This window comes from Rhizobium phaseoli, from assembly GCF_003985125.1.
Taxonomy (GTDB): Bacteria; Pseudomonadota; Alphaproteobacteria; order Rhizobiales; family Rhizobiaceae; genus Rhizobium; species Rhizobium phaseoli.
Window position 1 is genome coordinate 94926 of sequence record NZ_ML133584.1, and the last position, 16109, is coordinate 111034.

Genomic DNA, 16109 nt, shown 5'->3' on the forward strand with positions numbered 1-16109 from the left:
CTATAAGAAGTGATAGGGTAGGGCGCCACGTCGAAACCGGAGCAGCGCATGCTTGACGACATCGGAACGATCAGACGGCAGTTTACGGCGCATGAAACGCTGGACGGCCGGATCGACCAGGCCTTCGAGGCGATGAAGCAGATCGGCTTCGAGGCGCTTATCTACGACTATACGCCGGTGCCCTACGATCTCGACGGCGCGATCATGATACCGTCGCTGCTGAAGCTCAGGAACATTTCGGACGACATGCACGATTACTGGTTCGATCGCGGGTACTTCCGCATCGATCCGGTCCAACAGGTGGCGCTGCGCACCTCCGCACCCTTCTTCTGGAATTACGATCCCAATGCCGACACGCTGATCAAGGGCTTCATGAGCGAGGATACCGCCCCGGTGACGCGCTATCTGAGCGAACGCGACATGTCGACCGGCGTCACCGTCCCGGTTCACATGCCACGCGGCGACTATGCCACCGTCACCGGCATCCGCTTCGGCCGCAACAACGATTTCGAACGGCATGCGCTGCGCTATATTGCCGACTTCAACCTGCTTGCCCATGTCTTCCACGAGGCCGCCTATTCGCTTTTCGACCGGAAGGCGAGGAGCGTCGGCACGGTCCGGCTGACAGAGCGGGAACGCGAATGCCTGCGCCATTCGGCAGAAGGTTATTCGGCCAAGGAAATCTCCCGGATCATCGACCGTTCGGTGCCGACCGTGGTCATGCATCTCAATGCGGCGGCAAAGAAACTCGGCGCCCGCAACCGCACACAGGCCGTCGTGCGCGCCACCCATTACCGCCTGCTCGAAGAGCGGCCGACCCAGACCTGGCCACCCTATAACTTGTGATAGCTGCCGTCGCCGCTACCGCCGCGTTATGGTCTTCAACAGACCAGAGATGGAGACGCCGGTGACCGCAATCGCGACGAATGAAGCTTATCTGCCCTTTCGCGACTATCGCACCTGGTATCGCATCACCGGCTCGCTGGAGAGCGGCAAGCTGCCCCTCGTCGTCGCCCATGGCGGACCCGGCTGCACGCATGATTATGTCGATTCCTTCAAAGATATCGCTGCCCTCGACGGCCGCCCGGTCATCCATTACGACCAGCTCGGCAACGGCAATTCCACCCGGCTTCCTGAAAAGGGCCCGGATTTCTGGACGGTCGGCCTGTTTCTTGAAGAGCTGGACGCGCTGCTTACCCATATAGGCATCCGGCATCGTTATGCCTTCCTCGGCCAGTCCTGGGGCGGCATGCTCGGCGCCGAACATGCGGTGCGCCGGCCGCCAGGCCTGAAGGCCCTCGTGATCGCCAACTCGCCGGCCAATATGCACACCTGGGTTTCGGAAGCGAACCGGCTGAGGCAGGAACTGCCGAAAGAGGTGCAGCACAGGCTGCTCAAACACGAGCTGGCGGGAAGTCTCACCGATCCTGACTACATCGCCGCTTCACGGGTCTTCTATGACCGCCATGTCTGCCGGGTGGTTCCATGGCCGCCGGAAGTGGCGCGGACCTTTGCGATCATGGACGAGGACAATACCGTCTACCGCAACATGAACGGCCCAACCGAGTTTCACGTCATCGGCACGATGAAGGACTGGACGATCGAAGACCGGCTCGACCGCATCGGGGCGCCGACGCTGCTGATTTCGGGGAAATATGACGAGGCGACGCCCTTGGTGGTAAAGCCCTACCTCGAGCGCGTTCCCGGCTGCGAATGGGTGCTCTTCGAAAATTCCAGCCACATGCCGCATGTCGAGGAAAAGCAGCTTTGCCTGGCGACCGTTTCCGGCTTTCTGTCGCGATACGACTGAAGCAGATGCCGGCTCGTCACGATCGGCGGACCAGCCATTTCTTCGCGACACGACAGGCCATCGTATAGGCCGGATCGAAGACATTGCCGACATCATAACGCACCACCTGGCCCAGCAGATGGCTTGCCGCCGTTCTGTCGAGGCCGTAATCCGAGGCCAGCCAATTCAGCATTTCACTGGTGGCATGCTGAAGCGCCTGATCGAGGGGACGGGCATTGCCGATGGTGAAGATGTCTTCAGCAGTTTCTCCGCGTGGCCAGACCAGTCCGGCCTGTTTTTCCACCGTCAGCCGAACCGTGACTTCGAAAGTGGTCTCGACGCCGGTGCCGACGATCTCACCATCGCCCTGCACAGCATGGCAATCGCCGAGAAAGAACAGCGCGCCTGGAGCCGATACCGGAAAACGAACGGTCGTGCCGGGGCCGAACAGGCGATAATCCATGTTGCCGCCATATTCGCCGCTGGTCGCCGTCGAGATCGCCTGACCGAGGCTGGGCGCCACCCCGAAACAGCCGATCATCGGGGCGAGCGGCAGAATGAAATTTTCGAGGCCGGCAACCGGCTCGGACAGCCGCACGGTCAGTGCTTCCCGGTCGATGGACCAGATCGCCATGTCCCGCGGCGGCAGGTCGCGAACCGATTCGGGATCGATAACATTGGCCGCGACGATGCTCCGAGTAAAGCCGGTGCCCCTGGTCGGAACCATGCTGATGATCTCGACCTTCAGCGCATCTCCGGGTTCGGCGCCATCCACGAAGATCGGGCCGTTCATCGGGTTCGGACCGGATGTCCGCCGGATGCCGTCCTTGTCAAAGCCGATGGCGTCGAGCGTGTCAGTGACGACGGTATCGCCGTCGGCAATATGCAGCGCCGGCGCAAGTGAGCCGAGAACATTGTGAAAGCGCGTCGGAATGAAGCGGTGAGTGGTCATGAGAATACAGCTCTCGCTCGTTTCGAATGCTAGGGCCGCGGCTGGTCTGCCCGGCGGACGGTCCAGACTAGATCAGAGATTACCTGGGAAGCCAACACGCGCGAGGCATGCGATCTGACTTGCCTTGCATCCACTCTATACTATATGTAGGTAAGTACCTACATGGAGATGCGTTATGAACGTGACAAGTCTTTCCAGCCGCGAACTCAATCACGATGTGAGCAGGGCAAAAAGGGCGGCGCAAAATGGTCCGGTCATCATTACGGATCGTGGGAAGCCATCCCACGTGTTGATGACCTATGACGAATTCGAGCGTCTTACCGGCAAGCGCCGCAGCCTCATCGATGCTCTCTCCATGCCTGGTTTGTCAGATATTGACTTCGACCCGCTCCGTGTTGAGATCGCCCCGCGCGGGGTCGATCTCTCTTGAAATATTTGCTGGATACCAACGTTGTTTCCGAATTGCGCAAGGTCGGAGACGGCAAGGCCGATGCCAATGTGGTCGCCTGGGCCGGGGCGCAAGACATCACGGGCTTATGCATCTCCGCCATCACGATCCTGGAACTGGAGCGTGGAATACTCGGTGTGCAGCGTCGCGATGCGACGCAGGGTGCTCGCCTGCGGGCATGGCTGGAAAACCAGGTGCGGCCGGCATTCGCCGGCCGTATCCTGTCGATCGATGATGCGATCGCGACACGCTGCGCGCATCTGCATATTCCGGATCGGCGCAATGAAGCCGATGCCCTGATTGCCGCAACCGCCCTGGTTCTCAGCCTGACCGTGGTTACGCGCGATATCAGGGATTTCGAAGGCGCGAGCGTTGTCGTGCTGGATCCGTGGCAGGGTTGATGTCTTAGAACAGGATGATTTTAGACCCGGTCGGCCTAAAATCTGAATCCTGTTCTGAATTAAAGCGTTAGAGCATGATGTCGTCCGAAACCGCTCACACTTTTCGGCATCATGCTCTAGCGCCCGGTCATGGCAGCTGGTGTATGGTGACATCAGGGACGACACGCCGCGCGATCTCGCAGAGATGCCAGTGATGCGTGAGGTAGATGACCTGTCCGACCTTTGCCATTGCGCCGAGCAGGCGGAAAACCTCTTCGGAGCGGGGATTGTCGAAGCTCTCCATGATATCGTCGGCGACAAAGGGCACGGGCGGGCGAAGCGCTGCGAATTCCTCATAGCCAGCCAGGCGAAGCGCGAGATAGAGCTGGAACTGCGTGCCGGTCGACATCGCGTCCGCAAGCTTCGAGCCACCGTCGCGTGAGACGCCGATCAGTATTTCCTTGTCCCGGTCGGGCTGGGTCGTCAGGCCGGAATAGTTGCCGCCGGTGATCAGGCGAAAAGCTTGCGATGCGCGGTTCATCATCGAGCTGCGATGTTTTTCGCGATAGATGTGCAGCGCCTGTTCGGCCGCAAGCGTGCCGGCGCGCAGCGTCAGATGCCGCACGGCCAGTTCCTCGATCTCGAGGAAGATGGTTCGGCGTTTGGCCTCGATCCGGGCCACCGCGTCGTCTCCGCCGACGGCTTCGAGCTTCTGCCGCGCCAGCGACACGTCGGAATAGAGAAGCTTCGCCCGCTCGGTGAGATCCTCGATTCGGGCGCCGAGCTCGATCGCATCACGCTCGGCCGCGGCGGCGTCGATATCGGCAAGGCGACGTTGGGCCTCGGAAAAACTTGCCGCGCGCAAAGCATCGATGATCTGGCTGCGTAAGGTAGCGGCGCGTGCCTCCAGCCGGTCTCGCTCTCGCGACTGATTGAGGAATGCTTCGACTGAGGCAAGCGAGTCCGTGCCGAAATAGCCGGTCAGTTCGTTCTTGCGGGCATTGTGAACGGCCAGTTCTTCCTCCAGCGCCCGGCGTTTCTCCAAATGCTTTTCGATATCCGCCTGCCGGTCTGCTCGAAGCTGTGCGGCATGTCGCGCCGCCTCGTGGCGTTCCACCAGCGCATTGGCCGAGGCGAGCGTATCGGATGCCAATCGGCTGAGGCCGCAATCTGCGAGAAGAGCTGCTATATCCTCGCGGAATTGCTCCTGGTCGCGCTCCATCGCGGCAACGCGGCTTGCGAGGTCATCCCGTTCCTTCAGGATGGCGGGCAGTGTGCCGAGCGCATCCAGCACGGCGCGAACGGCCGCCAACGAGCCGGTCTTGTCGGCAAACCAGGTTCGCGACAGCGCCTCAGCCCATTCCCGGTCCCAGGCCGCGACCGCGGCTTCCGCCTCCTGCTGGTCGCGCTCGCGTTCCCTGACATCGCGGTCGAGATCGCCGATTGCCTTCTCGTGCGCCTGCCGCGCCGCCTGTTCGGCTTTGCCGGCGGCAAGCATATCGCTCGCCGCCTGGATCAGCGCGGCGACCGGCGGATCGTCGGCGTCACCATGGCCGGCATCCGCAAGGCTCGCCGCAAGCGCGGCGGCATGGCTGTCCAGTTCGCCGCGAAGCGCCTCTACCGCCTCTTCGGCCCGCTGCAGATCGTCCCAGGCGGCCAGCGCCGCGGCTCGCTTGGTGGTCCATGCCTCAAGTGTTGCAATGCGCGCCGCAGCTTCGGCGTCATATTCGATTGCCTCGGGCAGCAGGCCACGGATGCGCTCGGCAAGTCCATCATGTTCGGTGCGCGCCTCGGCAAGCAATTCCCTTTGCCGTTCGATCGCTGCCGCCGTTGCCGCTTCGGTCAGGCGGAGCTGGCGCAGCTCGGCCAGTTCCTGCGCCCGAAACAGCCGGCCGGCGGATACCACATCGTCTTGGCGCATCCGCTCCTCGAATGTCCGGGCGGTGGCGGCATCCAGGCTGGCAAGATGCGCCTGCCAGGCGGCATCGCGTTCGTCGCGCAGCCTCGCGGCCTCGGCATCGTCGATCGAACCACCGGCGACGAAGGCCGCGATCCGGGCTTTGGTCAGCGCCTGCTCGGTGCAGAGATCGCGCAGCCGTGCCTCGTGATCGGTAATCCGCTTGTCGATCGAAATCGCCTGGCCACGCCAGACCTCGGCCTGCCGAGGCTCCGCCGCGCCTGTCCGTTGCAGGGCGACGGCATTACCTGTCCAGGGCGCAAGCTGTGCGAACTGCTTCTCCTGTGTTCGCTTCGCCTGCGCGAGCGCGCGTTCCTCCATGGTGAGCCGCATTGCGAGATCAGACCCGGTCAGCCGGCTCAGCGCGGCCTCGATGCGACCGAGATGCGCGGGATCGAGGACCGCGGCTCCATCTTGCGAGCCACCTTCCTTGTTCAGCCGTTCGCGATTCTCGCGCGCCCGCACCAGTTCGCGCCTGGCGGCAGCCAGGTTCACCTCGACGCCGGAACGTCGCTCGATGAGATCGCGAATGATGCCGATCAGCGAGGCGGGCAGCAGCAGCGCCTCGGGCGCCGCATGGCCCGGCTGCTCGAGATCGACCAGCAGCCGCACCAGCACGCCTTCCTGTTCAGCCAGCGCCAGCCGGCGTTTCGGCAGGTCGCTCTCAGCCGCGAGATAGCGCGCCCGGCCCTGATCCAGCAGGTCCATATGGGCGGCGACCGCCAGCGCCTTGTCGTCGATCATGATCGCTTCGATCTCGTCGGCAAGCTGGCGCAGCGTGCGGTCGGCGGTATCGACAAGCGCCTGCAGCCGCGTCTCGTCGTGGAAAAGCTTCGGCAGCAGTGTGAACCATTCGGACGGCGGCCGCGGCAGATCGCCCATGCCGGCTGCATCGGCGTCCAGCCGCCGGAGTTCCAGCGCCGCGGGCAGGGCGCCGAGAAGGCGCGTCAGCTCCTGGTGCCGGGCCTTGGCCGCGGCCAGTTCCCGCGTCGTAGCGGCATAGGCGGCGTCGGCCTGCTCGTGGGTCGATTTCAGGCCCGAATAGGTGGAGGCAAGCGTGTCGATGGCATTGCGCTCGGCCTTCAGCGCTTCGAGCGCGCGTTTGAGTTCCGCAAGCTTCGTGCTTGACGACCGCTTCCTGTAGATCCCATTGGCTTCGTCGACCGCCATCACCAGCGAACGGCTGAGGCCCGCAAGGCCCGAGCTTGCCGAGAACAGCAACTCGCCGAGCTCGCCCTTGCTTTGGATGATGGCGTTGCCGCCTTCCTTGAGCGACTGGTCGTCGAGCGAGAACATGGTGCGATAGGCCTCGCGGCCGACGCCGCCGAGCGCGCCGGCAAGCAGCGCCTCGTTCACAGCCTGTCCCCGATCATCGACGAGGCTGCCGGTCCGCAATTTGAGCCGCGCCAGCTCGTGCTCCGCGCCACCGAATTCCAGCCGCGCACCGACCTTCATCGTATTGTAGGGATGCAGGAAATTGTAGGTGCTGCGCTCGCCTATGCCGTAGAGCAGATCGAGATAGGCGGCGAAGGTGGTCGACTTGCCGGCTTCGTTGAGGCCGTAAACGATGTGCAGATCCGGCGAACCCGTGCGGGCCGCACCGAAATCGATCGAGTGGTCGGTGAACTTGCCATAACGGACGAGGTCGAGACGGCGCAGGCGCATCAGCTGTCTCCCCGCTCCGCGGCCTTCATCCGGGCGGCGATATCCTCGGCGCCATCGGCGAGAAGGCTGTCGATGAAGCGTTCGAAACCCGCCTCGTCATGCCCGGCAAATGCCCGGCTCTCGGGCGGCAGGTCGGCGAGCAGGTCGCGGACCATCTCCCTGACATCGTCGCGAAACCCGCTGCGGGCGATGACATCGTCCCGCATCAGCGCGCCGAGCTCGATGACGGGATCGGCAACTGCTTCGTCGGCGAGGGGCACCGGCGCTTCTAAGGCGAGCTCCAGCTTCTCGATCCAGGTCCGGCCGATGCGGTCACCGCGCTGCTCGGCTTCCGCCTGCATGAGGTCGATATCGCGGCGAAGCTGCCAGGAGAGCGGCGTGCGACCGGAAAGCCTGAGGCGCGCGACGAGATGCGGCGAGGCGGTATGGTCGCGCTGCCCCATGAGTGCCGCTTCGATCGCCATGGCCGCATCACGCCAATCGTCGACACCCGTGAGGTCGACATCGACGCGCTCGAACTGCGCGATGCTGGTGCGCCGCTCCTCGACCGTCACCGTCCTGTTGTCCGCCACGGTCACCAGCGACACCGTCTTGACGCCCGCCTCGTTAATGTCGCGGCCCTGCGGCATGCCGGGCATGATGACCGTCGCCGTGCCGGGATACTGGCTGCGCTGATGAAGATGCCCGAGCGCCCAGTAGTCGAATCCCGAGGCGTGAAGGTCGAGCACGTTGCAGGGCGCATAGACATCATGGCCGGCGGATCCGGCAAGGCTCGTATGCATGATGCCGATATTGACGGCACCTGCGACCGGCGGCTTGAACTTCGGCAGAAGCGGGTCCGGCGCCTGCGGCTTGGCAAAGCTCAGACCGTGCATCGCAACCGACAGGCTGCCTTTCGTCGCCTCCACGGTCTCGGCATGGCCGCCGAAGACCTTCACCGTGTCGGGCATCACCAGCTCTCTGGCGATCTTCGACATCGCATCGTGATTGCCGCGGATCTTGAAGACGCAAATCCCCGCCCGGTGCAGCCGTTCCAGCTGGCTTGCCAGGAAGCGCGCCGTCTTCATCGACGTCTGCTCGCCGTCATAGAGATCGCCGGCGATGACCAGCGCATCGACCTGTTCCTCGAGGCAAAGGTCGACGATCGCGATCAGCACCTGCCGGCTGGCGTCGCTCACGAGATCGGCCAGCTCGGCGTTGCGAAGCGCCAGCGACCGTAGCGGAGAGTCGAGATGGAGATCGGCAGTGTGGACGAAACGATAAGCCATGAATGCAGAAATCGCGTTGCGACAGAATGATGAGCGGGTGCCCTCGGACCGATGAACGCGCGATCGCTGTCACCTGACCGGGAGGAAGAGAATATGGAGCACGCGTCCAGGGCGCGCGAGCGAAATGGGCCGGCAAACCGGCCCATCCACAATCAATGTTGCTCAATCGGGGCCGGCACCGCAGCCGGCGCACCCTGCGGTCCCAGCCGATCGGCGACCAGCATCGACAGCATCATTTCCACAAGACCATTGGTGGCGCCCTTTTCGCCGCCGCCGACCTGGATCTGCGGCACGAGCGGCAGCCTGCCGTTTTCGATTGCTTCGGCGAAGCGCATCAGGACCTGTGAGTTGAGCTGATAGTCCGGTCCGCCGAAGGCCGCGACCTTCTTCTCCGTCGCCTCGGCTTCCGCCAGGCCGATGGCGCGCACCTTCTGGGCATCTGCCAGACCCGTCGCCTTGATGCGTTCGGCATCAGCAAGCGCGACGGCCTTGATCCGGTCGGCCTCGCCGAGGCCGGCAAGGCGCACCTTCTCAGCCTCTGCCTTGGCGGTCACCTGAATGGTTTCCGCCTGCTGGCGGGTGCGGGCGAGCTGCGCCTTGCCCTCGTTTTCGCTGATCTCGATGGTGAGCGCCGATGTCGTGATCTTGGCCTGCTGCTCAGCAAGCGCCTCCTTCTCGCGCAAGGTGCGCTCCTGGATCGCCGCCGCCTCCTGCAATTTGTAAGTCTCGACCTTTTCAACAGCGATCTGACGCTCGCGCAGCTGGATGAGGATCTGCTCTATGCTGTTCTGACCATTATTGGCCCGCGGCGTACCGATCAGCACTTCCTGCAGCTCGAGGCTGTAGGAGCCAAACTTCTCGCGCATTTCATCACCGGATTTGCGCTGGATTTCGCTGCGTTCCTGCAACAGTTCGATCAGCGTCTTGGTTTGAGCGATATTCTTGAAATAAGCCGAGACCATCGGATCGAGCGTTTGTTCGACCAGCCGTTTGATATCCCCGAAACGCTGCACGACGAGGGGCGCCTTCATATAATCGATATGGACGACCACCGAGAGCGGCAGCACCGGCTCGAACGCATCCTTGGTGATCAGCGACACTTCGGAAAGATTCTCGTCGAGCCTGTGCTCGCCGAACTGTTCCTTCGTCCATTTGAGCACGAAGTTGGTGGTCGGCACGATGATGATATTGCCGGCATAGGTGTTGAACGCATATTTGCCCGGCAGCAACGGCGTCGACCAGACACCGCGTGCGCCCGTTTCGACCAGTTCACCGTGGCGATAGGACTGGCCCGAAATATCCGCGCTTCGCCGGCCGGTATAGGAAACGACGACACCCACCGTGCCGACGTCGATGATCGTCTTCTCGACGAGTTCGACGGTCGCAAAGATACGGTTGAGGAAGTAACTGCCGTCGGCAAGCACCTGCAATTGCCGGCCGCGATAACCGCCGGCATTGAGAAACTTCTCCGGATCCTGGAAATTATTGTGGAAGTTCGGGTCCTTCGGATTGTTGGCAACCGTCGGGGCGATGATCTCGCCATCGGGCAGCGCCGGGCCGTCATGGATGGTGACGATGCCGATCAGGTCCTCGGCGTCATGAATGACAACGGGCGCGAAGCCATTCCGCTCGGTGATCAATGTCGACATGTCGGCGAACAGTTTTTGTTCCGACGCGTTCAGGTTGACGGCATAGGTCGATTGCGCCGTCAGCACGATGAACTGCGCTAGATTGATGGCATAGGTGCCCTCGCGCAGGATCTTGCGCTGCGGACCCTTCTGGCCGCCCTTTGTCAGAAAGCCGCGCACATCTTGAAAGTCATCGGCGTCGATGTTCGAAGCAAGCGTCTGGGTCGGCGGCAACGGCTCGCCGTCGCGGGCGAAGACATAGCCGATCTGGCCCTGCGGAATGGTCACGAGATTGGCGCGATGCATCGCATATTGGAACGGCATGAAGAAATGCAGGCCGCCGCGCACGACGTCCGGCTGGAAGCCGGCCTCGCCGTAGAGCGCAATGAAGCCATTGTCGACGGAGCCGCGAAAACTCCACAGCTTTTCGAGAATGCCGAGCCTGTCGTTGGGGATATAGCGGATCACGCCGCTCAACCGGAACAGGGTTGCCAGCACGATGAGCGTAATGGCGATTCCGATCGCCTTCCATCCCATCGGGCTTAGATATTGCACGGTTTCCATCTTTTTTCTCGCATGGGCGCACGGGTTCGTCCACCCGATGGCCGCCCGGTTGGTGTTGGTTGATAAGACGGGGAGATTGCGCGCCTATGCGCTCGACGCAGCACGCCGTCGCCCGTCAGACGGGCAAAGGAGGCTGTCGCACGTGCATTGCTGCCTGACTTTCCTCAATCGATTGCGATTATAGGAACCATGCGGCAAGGACGTCGAACGTCTGGGCTGCTCATTGTCTGGAAAGATGACCGCGCGTCCCGAGTCCCCACCGGAGGACGGCGTGTCGTGAGTGGTCTCACATTGGAGTTGCCTTGAAAGACATAACGCTGGTGAACTTAGCGACAAGACCGATCGATTTAAAGACGCGTAAAGCGAAAATCGGATAGGTGATTCCAGTGATTTTACTATTTCGACTATTCAATCTTGCTGAAATAACCTCAGCGCATCTGCTGTTTTTGTACGCAATCTGGGCCGCAGGTTGCTCAGAGATCGGTTGACACCGCCCCTCTAGCGACAGCTGCAGCTCCCTTGGAACGCGAAAGAGCTTCTTGACACAAGGGCCGCGGCGGTCTTTGATGACGACCATTCACCAGGGGTGTCCCGGCAAGGGGCTGAGATTCTGCTGAACAATACGGCTTTGCCTGTTGTGGCGCGGTGACCCGTTGAACCTGATCCAGTTCATACTGGCGTAGGGACGGTGCGGACGCTGCGGCTGTTGGGCGGATTTTCGCTTAGTCGCGCATGGCGTCTTTCCATCATTCCAACACTGGAACTGGGTCTCCAAACGTCAAACCTTGGAGCCTCATCCATGAATATTGTTGCACCCCAGCTTACTCCTGTCGTCACCACCGGCTCGCTTCCGGCCTCGACCAAGGTCGTCAAACCCGGAACGCTCTATCCGGATCTGCGCGTGCCGATGCGCGAAATCAGCCTTCACCCGACCTCCGGCGAGCCGCCGGTCACGGTCTATGATTCCTCCGGCCCCTATACCGATCCGGCCCATGTGGTTTCCATCGACGCCGGGCTGCCGCGTTTGCGCGAGTCCTGGGTCAGGGCGCGTGGCGACGTTGAAACCTATGAAGGCCGGCTGGTGAAGCCTGAAGACAATGGTTTTGCCACGGGCGAACGGCTGACGCCGGAATTTCCCATTCGCAACACGCCGCTAAAGGCAAAGGCCGGCCGCGCTGTCACCCAGCTCGCCTATGCGCGTGCCGGCATTATAACCCCGGAAATGGAATTTATCGCGGTCCGCGAAAACCTCGGCCGGCAGGCCGCGAAGGAGGCGCTCGCCCGCGACGGCGAGAGCTTCGGCGCTCATGTTCCGGATTTCGTGACGCCCGAATTCGTGCGCCGGGAAGTCGCCGAGGGCAGGGCGATCATCCCGGCCAATATCAACCACCCCGAATCCGAACCGATGATCATCGGCCGGAATTTCCTGGTGAAGATCAACGCCAATATCGGCAATTCGGCCGTCACCTCGTCGATGGCGGAAGAGGTGGAAAAGATGGTCTGGGCGATCCGCTGGGGCGCCGACACCGTCATGGACCTTTCCACCGGTCGCAACATTCACAACATCCGCGAATGGATCATTCGCAACTCGCCGGTTCCGATTGGAACCGTGCCGCTTTACCAGGCGCTCGAGAAGGTCAACGGCATTGCCGAAGATCTGACCTGGGAAGTCTATCGGGATACGCTGATCGAGCAGGCCGAGCAGGGCGTCGATTATTTCACCATCCATGCCGGCGTGCGGCTGGCCTATATTCCGCTCACTGTCAATCGCGTCACCGGCATCGTCTCACGCGGCGGCTCGATCATGGCCAAGTGGTGTTTGCATCATCACAAGGAGAGTTTCCTCTACGAGCATTTCGAGGAAATCTGCGACATCTGCCGTGCCTATGACGTCTCCTTCTCGCTCGGCGACGGTTTGCGGCCGGGGTCGATCGCGGATGCCAATGACGCAGCGCAATTTGCCGAGCTCGAAACCCTCGGCGAACTGACGAAGATCGCCTGGGCGAAGGACTGCCAGGTGATGATCGAAGGCCCCGGCCATGTGCCGATGCACAAGATCAAAGAGAATATGGATAAGCAGCTCAAGGTCTGCGGCGAAGCCCCCTTCTATACGCTCGGACCGCTGACGACCGACATCGCGCCGGGCTATGATCACATCACCTCCGGCATCGGCGCCGCCATGATCGGCTGGTTCGGCACGGCGATGCTTTGCTACGTCACGCCGAAGGAGCATCTGGGGCTACCCGACCGCAGCGATGTCAAGACCGGCGTGATTACCTACAAGATCGCCGCCCATGCCGCCGATCTTGCCAAGGGACATCCGGCCGCCCGCGTTCGCGACGATGCGCTGTCGCGGGCGCGCTTCGAATTCCGTTGGGAGGATCAGTTCAACCTCTCCCTCGACCCGGATACGGCGCGTTCCTTCCACGACGAGACCCTCCCGAAGGAGGCGCACAAGGTGGCGCATTTCTGTTCGATGTGCGGCCCGAAATTCTGCTCCATGCGAATTTCCCACGACATTCGCGCCGAAGCCCAGAAAGAGGGATTGGAAGCCATGGCGGCCAAGTACCGCGATGGCGGCGATCTCTACATGCCGGTCGCAGAGGTCGCGAAAACGCCCGCCGGAGAATGACCATGCGCGTTCTCGTCAAAGGGGCCGGCGTTGCCGGCCTCACCGTGGCCTGGCAGCTCTATCGCCACGGCTTCCGCGTCACACTTGCGGAGCAGGCCGACAAGGTCGGCGCTGGTGCCTCCGGCTTTGCCGGCGGCATGCTGGCGCCGTGGTGCGAACGGGAGAGCGCGGAGGAGCCGGTGCTGACGCTCGGTCGCCTTGCCGCCGATTGGTGGGAGGCGGCATTGCCCGGTCATGTCAAACGCCGGGGAACGCTTGTCGTGGCGGGCGGCCGTGATGCCGGCGAACTGGAGCGCTTTTCCCGTCGAACAAGTGGATGGGAATGGCTGGACGAGCAGGCGATCGCGGCGCTGGAGCCTGACCTTGCCGGCCGTTTCCGCCGCGCGTTGTTCTTCCGGCAGGAGGCGCATCTGGATCCGCGACAAGCACTCTCGGGACTGGCTGCAGCCCTTGAGGAAGCACGCATGCATCTCCTCTTTGGCTCCCCGGGCAAAGCAGACATTGATCATGACCGGGTGATCGACTGCACCGGTGCGGCCCAGATCGGCCGGCTGCCGGGATTGCGCGGTGTTCGAGGCGAGATGCTCTGCATCGAAACAGGCGAGGTCTGTCTCTCCCGCCCCATCCGCCTGCTGCATCCACGCCACCCGATCTACATCGTGCCGCGCGACAAAAACCGCTTCATGCTCGGGGCGACGATGATCGAAAGCGACGATGCCGGCCCGATTACCGCGCGTTCGCTGATGGAGTTGTTGAACGCCGCCTATGCGATGCATCCCGCCTTCGGCGAGGCCCGAGTTACGGAAACCGGCGCAGGCGTGCGCCCTGCTTATCCCGACAATCTGCCGCGTGTGACACAGGAAGGATCCACCCTCCATGTCAACGGCCTCTACCGCCACGGCTTTCTGCTGGCGCCGGCGATGGCCGGAGAGGTGGCGCGGCGTCTTCTCACAGAACAAGGACCACAGGAAAGGAGGGCGTCATGACCTTCATCATCAATGGCGAGGAACAGGAGGTCACGGCCGCGACGCTCGCAGACCTGCTTCTGGCTCTCGATTACGAGGGCGGGTGGCTCGCAACCGCGGTTAACGGCGAACTGGTGCACCGCGAGGACCGCGCCGATTTCAGGCTCGGCCAAGGCGACCGCATCGAAATTCTCTCACCGATGCAAGGAGGCTGAGATGCTGAAACTTTATGATGTTGAAGTCCACTCCCGGCTGCTGCTCGGCACCGCGCGCTATCCGTCCCCCGCCGTCCTTGCGGAAGCGGTGAGACGCTCGAAGACGGAAGTTGTTACCGTCTCGCTGCGGCGAGAGGCCGCCGGCGGCAAGGCGGGCGGCGCCTTCTTCGAGCTGATCCGCGAGCTCGGCGTGCGCGTGCTGCCAAATACGGCCGGCTGCCACAGCGTGCAGGAGGCTGTGCTGACAGCGAAGATGGCGCGCGACGTTTTCCGCACCGACTGGATCAAGCTCGAAGTGATCGGCCATCACGATACGCTGCAGCCCGATGTCTTCGGCCTTGTCGAAGCGGCACGCATCCTGACCGGGGAGGGCTTCCAGGTCTTCCCCTATACGACCGACGATCTCGTCGTCGCCGAAAGGCTGCTGGACGCCGGCTGCTGCGTTCTGATGCCCTGGTGCGCGCCGATCGGCTCCGCCATGGGACCGGTAAACCCGTTGGCGCTGCGGTCATTCCGGGCGCATTTCCCGGATGTGCCGCTGATCGTCGATGCCGGCATCGGCCGCCCGTCTCATGCCGCCGCGGTGATGGAATACGGTTACGACGCCGTTCTTCTCAATACCGCCGTTGCCGGCGCAAGCGACCCTGCCGCCATGGCCGAGGCCTTTGCACTTGCCATCGATGCCGGCCGCCTCGCGCATAGCGCCGTGCCGCTGGAGCCGCGTGACATGGCCGTTCCCTCCACTCCCGTCATCGGAAAGGCCGTCTTCTCATGAAGCTCGACCCCTTCTATCTCATTGTCGACAGCGCCGAATGGATCGAGCGTCTCGTGCCGCTCGGCGTCAAGCTCGTCCAGCTACGCATCAAAGACCGGCCGGAACCGGTGCTTCGTGAGGAGATCCGGCGTTCGAAGGCCGCCTGCGCGGCAGCGGCCTGCCAATTGATCATCAACGATTACTGGAAGCTGGCGATCGATGAGGGATGCGATTTCATCCATCTCGGGCAGGAGGATCTGGCCGCCGCCGATCTGAATGCGATCCGCCGTGCCGGCCTGAAGCTCGGCCTTTCCACCCACGATCCATCAGAACTGGAAACCGCGCTGGCCGCCGCGCCGGACTACGTTGCCCTTGGGCCGGTGTGGCCCACGATCCTCAAAGAAATGAAATGGGCGCCGCAAGGCGTCGAACGCCTTGCGGATTGGCGGCGACGTGTCGGGCCGATGCCGCTTGTTGCCATTGGCGGGATCAGCGCCGAACGCGCGCCGCTGGTATTGGAAAACGGCGCCGATAGCGCTGCCGTTGTCACCGATATCACCCGCAACCCGGATCCCGAGGCCCGCACGCGACAGTGGCTGGCCGCGACCGCGCCTTGGCGATCGGTGAAATGATAACCATCCGTGGTTTGAGTGCTGAAACCTGAAAACGTGTGGCAGAGACAATGTTCTGCCGCTCATGGACGCAAGGTATTGGAATCGCTGTGGAAAGTTCTTGTTCCATAATGTTGATTATGCCAGATTCGCGTTGTAGCCGCAAAGTTAGAATGTCCTGTTTCTGCAAAGTTGGAATGTCACACTCCCCGCATTTGCTGACGTGGGAGATTGCGGATGGGATTGATAGCGATGAGCGAGCGCGATCTGCAGCGGATCGA

13 protein-coding genes and 1 riboswitch are annotated in these 16109 nt (G+C 62.4%); of the genes, 9 read left to right on the forward strand and 4 right to left on the reverse strand.

Annotated elements, in window-relative coordinates:
- Nucleotides 1-48: 48 nt before the first annotated feature.
- Nucleotides 49-846 (forward strand): helix-turn-helix transcriptional regulator, encoded by a 798-nt coding sequence (locus EFD56_RS25500; RefSeq protein WP_126906619.1) that lies wholly within the window; start codon nucleotides 49-51, stop codon nucleotides 844-846.
- 49 nt (nucleotides 847-895) lie between these two features.
- Nucleotides 896-1810 carry a proline iminopeptidase-family hydrolase gene (locus EFD56_RS25505; RefSeq protein ID WP_210293742.1) on the forward strand — a complete coding sequence of 305 codons (915 nt, stop codon included), beginning with the start codon at nucleotides 896-898 and terminating at the stop codon, nucleotides 1808-1810.
- 16 nt (nucleotides 1811-1826) lie between these two features.
- On the opposite strand, the gene EFD56_RS25510 is transcribed toward EFD56_RS25505, so the two are convergent.
- Nucleotides 1827-2741 (reverse strand): acetamidase/formamidase family protein, encoded by a 915-nt coding sequence (locus EFD56_RS25510; RefSeq protein WP_012489794.1) that lies wholly within the window; start codon nucleotides 2739-2741, stop codon nucleotides 1827-1829.
- Between the two features lie 175 nt (nucleotides 2742-2916).
- Here EFD56_RS25510 and EFD56_RS25515 point away from each other — a divergent pair, with 175 nt between their 5' ends.
- The gene (locus tag EFD56_RS25515) at nucleotides 2917-3171 is read left to right on the forward strand and encodes a type II toxin-antitoxin system Phd/YefM family antitoxin (protein WP_012489795.1); all 255 of its coding nucleotides are present in this window, start codon (nucleotides 2917-2919) and stop codon (nucleotides 3169-3171) included.
- Nucleotides 3168-3590 carry a type II toxin-antitoxin system VapC family toxin gene (locus EFD56_RS25520; RefSeq protein ID WP_012489796.1) on the forward strand — a complete coding sequence of 141 codons (423 nt, stop codon included), beginning with the start codon at nucleotides 3168-3170 and terminating at the stop codon, nucleotides 3588-3590. Before EFD56_RS25515 ends, EFD56_RS25520 begins: the two co-directional genes overlap by 4 nt.
- Nucleotides 3591-3717: 127 nt before the next feature.
- On the opposite strand, the gene EFD56_RS25525 is transcribed toward EFD56_RS25520, so the two are convergent.
- The 3 genes from EFD56_RS25525 to EFD56_RS25535 form a co-directional block, all read right to left on the reverse strand.
- Complete coding sequence (locus tag EFD56_RS25525) at nucleotides 3718-7191, reverse strand: ATP-binding protein (protein WP_126906621.1); 3474 nt, start codon at nucleotides 7189-7191, stop codon at nucleotides 3718-3720.
- Entirely contained in the window at nucleotides 7191-8459 is a 1269-nt protein-coding gene (locus EFD56_RS25530; protein ID WP_010025240.1) for a metallophosphoesterase family protein, read from the reverse strand. Before EFD56_RS25530 ends, EFD56_RS25525 begins: the two co-directional genes overlap by 1 nt.
- 152 nt (nucleotides 8460-8611) lie before the next feature.
- Entirely contained in the window at nucleotides 8612-10651 is a 2040-nt protein-coding gene (locus tag EFD56_RS25535; protein WP_012489798.1) for an SPFH domain-containing protein, read from the reverse strand.
- A 572-nt stretch (nucleotides 10652-11223) separates the two neighbouring features.
- Nucleotides 11224-11355, forward strand: a riboswitch (TPP riboswitch).
- 95 nt (nucleotides 11356-11450) lie between these two features.
- Here EFD56_RS25535 and thiC point away from each other — a divergent pair.
- The 5 genes from thiC to EFD56_RS25560 are packed head-to-tail and all read left to right on the forward strand — an operon-like array spanning nucleotide 11451 to nucleotide 15849.
- Nucleotides 11451-13283 carry a phosphomethylpyrimidine synthase ThiC gene (gene thiC / locus EFD56_RS25540; RefSeq protein WP_126906622.1) on the forward strand — a complete coding sequence of 611 codons (1833 nt, stop codon included), beginning with the start codon at nucleotides 11451-11453 and terminating at the stop codon, nucleotides 13281-13283.
- Nucleotides 13284-13285: 2 nt separating this feature from the next.
- Nucleotides 13286-14269 (forward strand): glycine oxidase ThiO, encoded by a 984-nt coding sequence (gene thiO, locus EFD56_RS25545; RefSeq protein ID WP_064830261.1) that lies wholly within the window; start codon nucleotides 13286-13288, stop codon nucleotides 14267-14269.
- Nucleotides 14266-14463, forward strand: coding sequence for a sulfur carrier protein ThiS (gene thiS / locus EFD56_RS25550; protein ID WP_004677275.1), 198 nt, complete (start codon nucleotides 14266-14268; stop codon nucleotides 14461-14463). Before thiO ends, thiS begins: the two co-directional genes overlap by 4 nt.
- Before the next feature lies 1 nt (nucleotide 14464).
- Nucleotides 14465-15238, forward strand: coding sequence for a thiazole synthase (locus EFD56_RS25555; RefSeq protein ID WP_126906623.1), 774 nt, complete (start codon nucleotides 14465-14467; stop codon nucleotides 15236-15238).
- Nucleotides 15235-15849: a thiamine phosphate synthase gene (locus EFD56_RS25560; protein WP_126906624.1), complete on the forward strand. Its 615-nt coding sequence runs from the start codon at nucleotides 15235-15237 to the stop codon at nucleotides 15847-15849. The genes EFD56_RS25555 and EFD56_RS25560 overlap by 4 nt, the downstream gene beginning before the upstream one ends.
- Nucleotides 15850-16109: the final 260 nt, after the last annotated feature.

What these genes read in the sequence shown, in the direction of transcription:
- EFD56_RS25505 (WP_210293742.1), top strand. Translation starts at nt 896, where the DNA reads ATGGAGACGCCGGTGACCGCAATCGCGACGAATGAAGCTTATCTGCCC.
- thiO (WP_064830261.1), top strand. Translation starts at nt 13,286, where the DNA reads ATGCGCGTTCTCGTCAAAGGGGCCGGCGTTGCCGGCCTCACCGTGGCC.
- thiS (WP_004677275.1), top strand. Translation starts at nt 14,266, where the DNA reads ATGACCTTCATCATCAATGGCGAGGAACAGGAGGTCACGGCCGCGACG.
- EFD56_RS25500 (WP_126906619.1), top strand. Translation starts at nt 49, where the DNA reads ATGCTTGACGACATCGGAACGATCAGACGGCAGTTTACGGCGCATGAA.
- thiC (WP_126906622.1), top strand. Translation starts at nt 11,451, where the DNA reads ATGAATATTGTTGCACCCCAGCTTACTCCTGTCGTCACCACCGGCTCG.
- EFD56_RS25535 (WP_012489798.1), bottom strand. Translation starts at nt 10,651, where the DNA reads ATGGAAACCGTGCAATATCTAAGCCCGATGGGATGGAAGGCGATCGGA.
- EFD56_RS25530 (WP_010025240.1), bottom strand. Translation starts at nt 8,459, where the DNA reads ATGGCTTATCGTTTCGTCCACACTGCCGATCTCCATCTCGACTCTCCG.
- EFD56_RS25525 (WP_126906621.1), bottom strand. Translation starts at nt 7,191, where the DNA reads ATGCGCCTGCGCCGTCTCGACCTCGTCCGTTATGGCAAGTTCACCGAC.
- EFD56_RS25560 (WP_126906624.1), top strand. Translation starts at nt 15,235, where the DNA reads ATGAAGCTCGACCCCTTCTATCTCATTGTCGACAGCGCCGAATGGATC.
- EFD56_RS25515 (WP_012489795.1), top strand. Translation starts at nt 2,917, where the DNA reads ATGAACGTGACAAGTCTTTCCAGCCGCGAACTCAATCACGATGTGAGC.
- EFD56_RS25510 (WP_012489794.1), bottom strand. Translation starts at nt 2,741, where the DNA reads ATGACCACTCACCGCTTCATTCCGACGCGCTTTCACAATGTTCTCGGC.
- EFD56_RS25555 (WP_126906623.1), top strand. Translation starts at nt 14,465, where the DNA reads ATGCTGAAACTTTATGATGTTGAAGTCCACTCCCGGCTGCTGCTCGGC.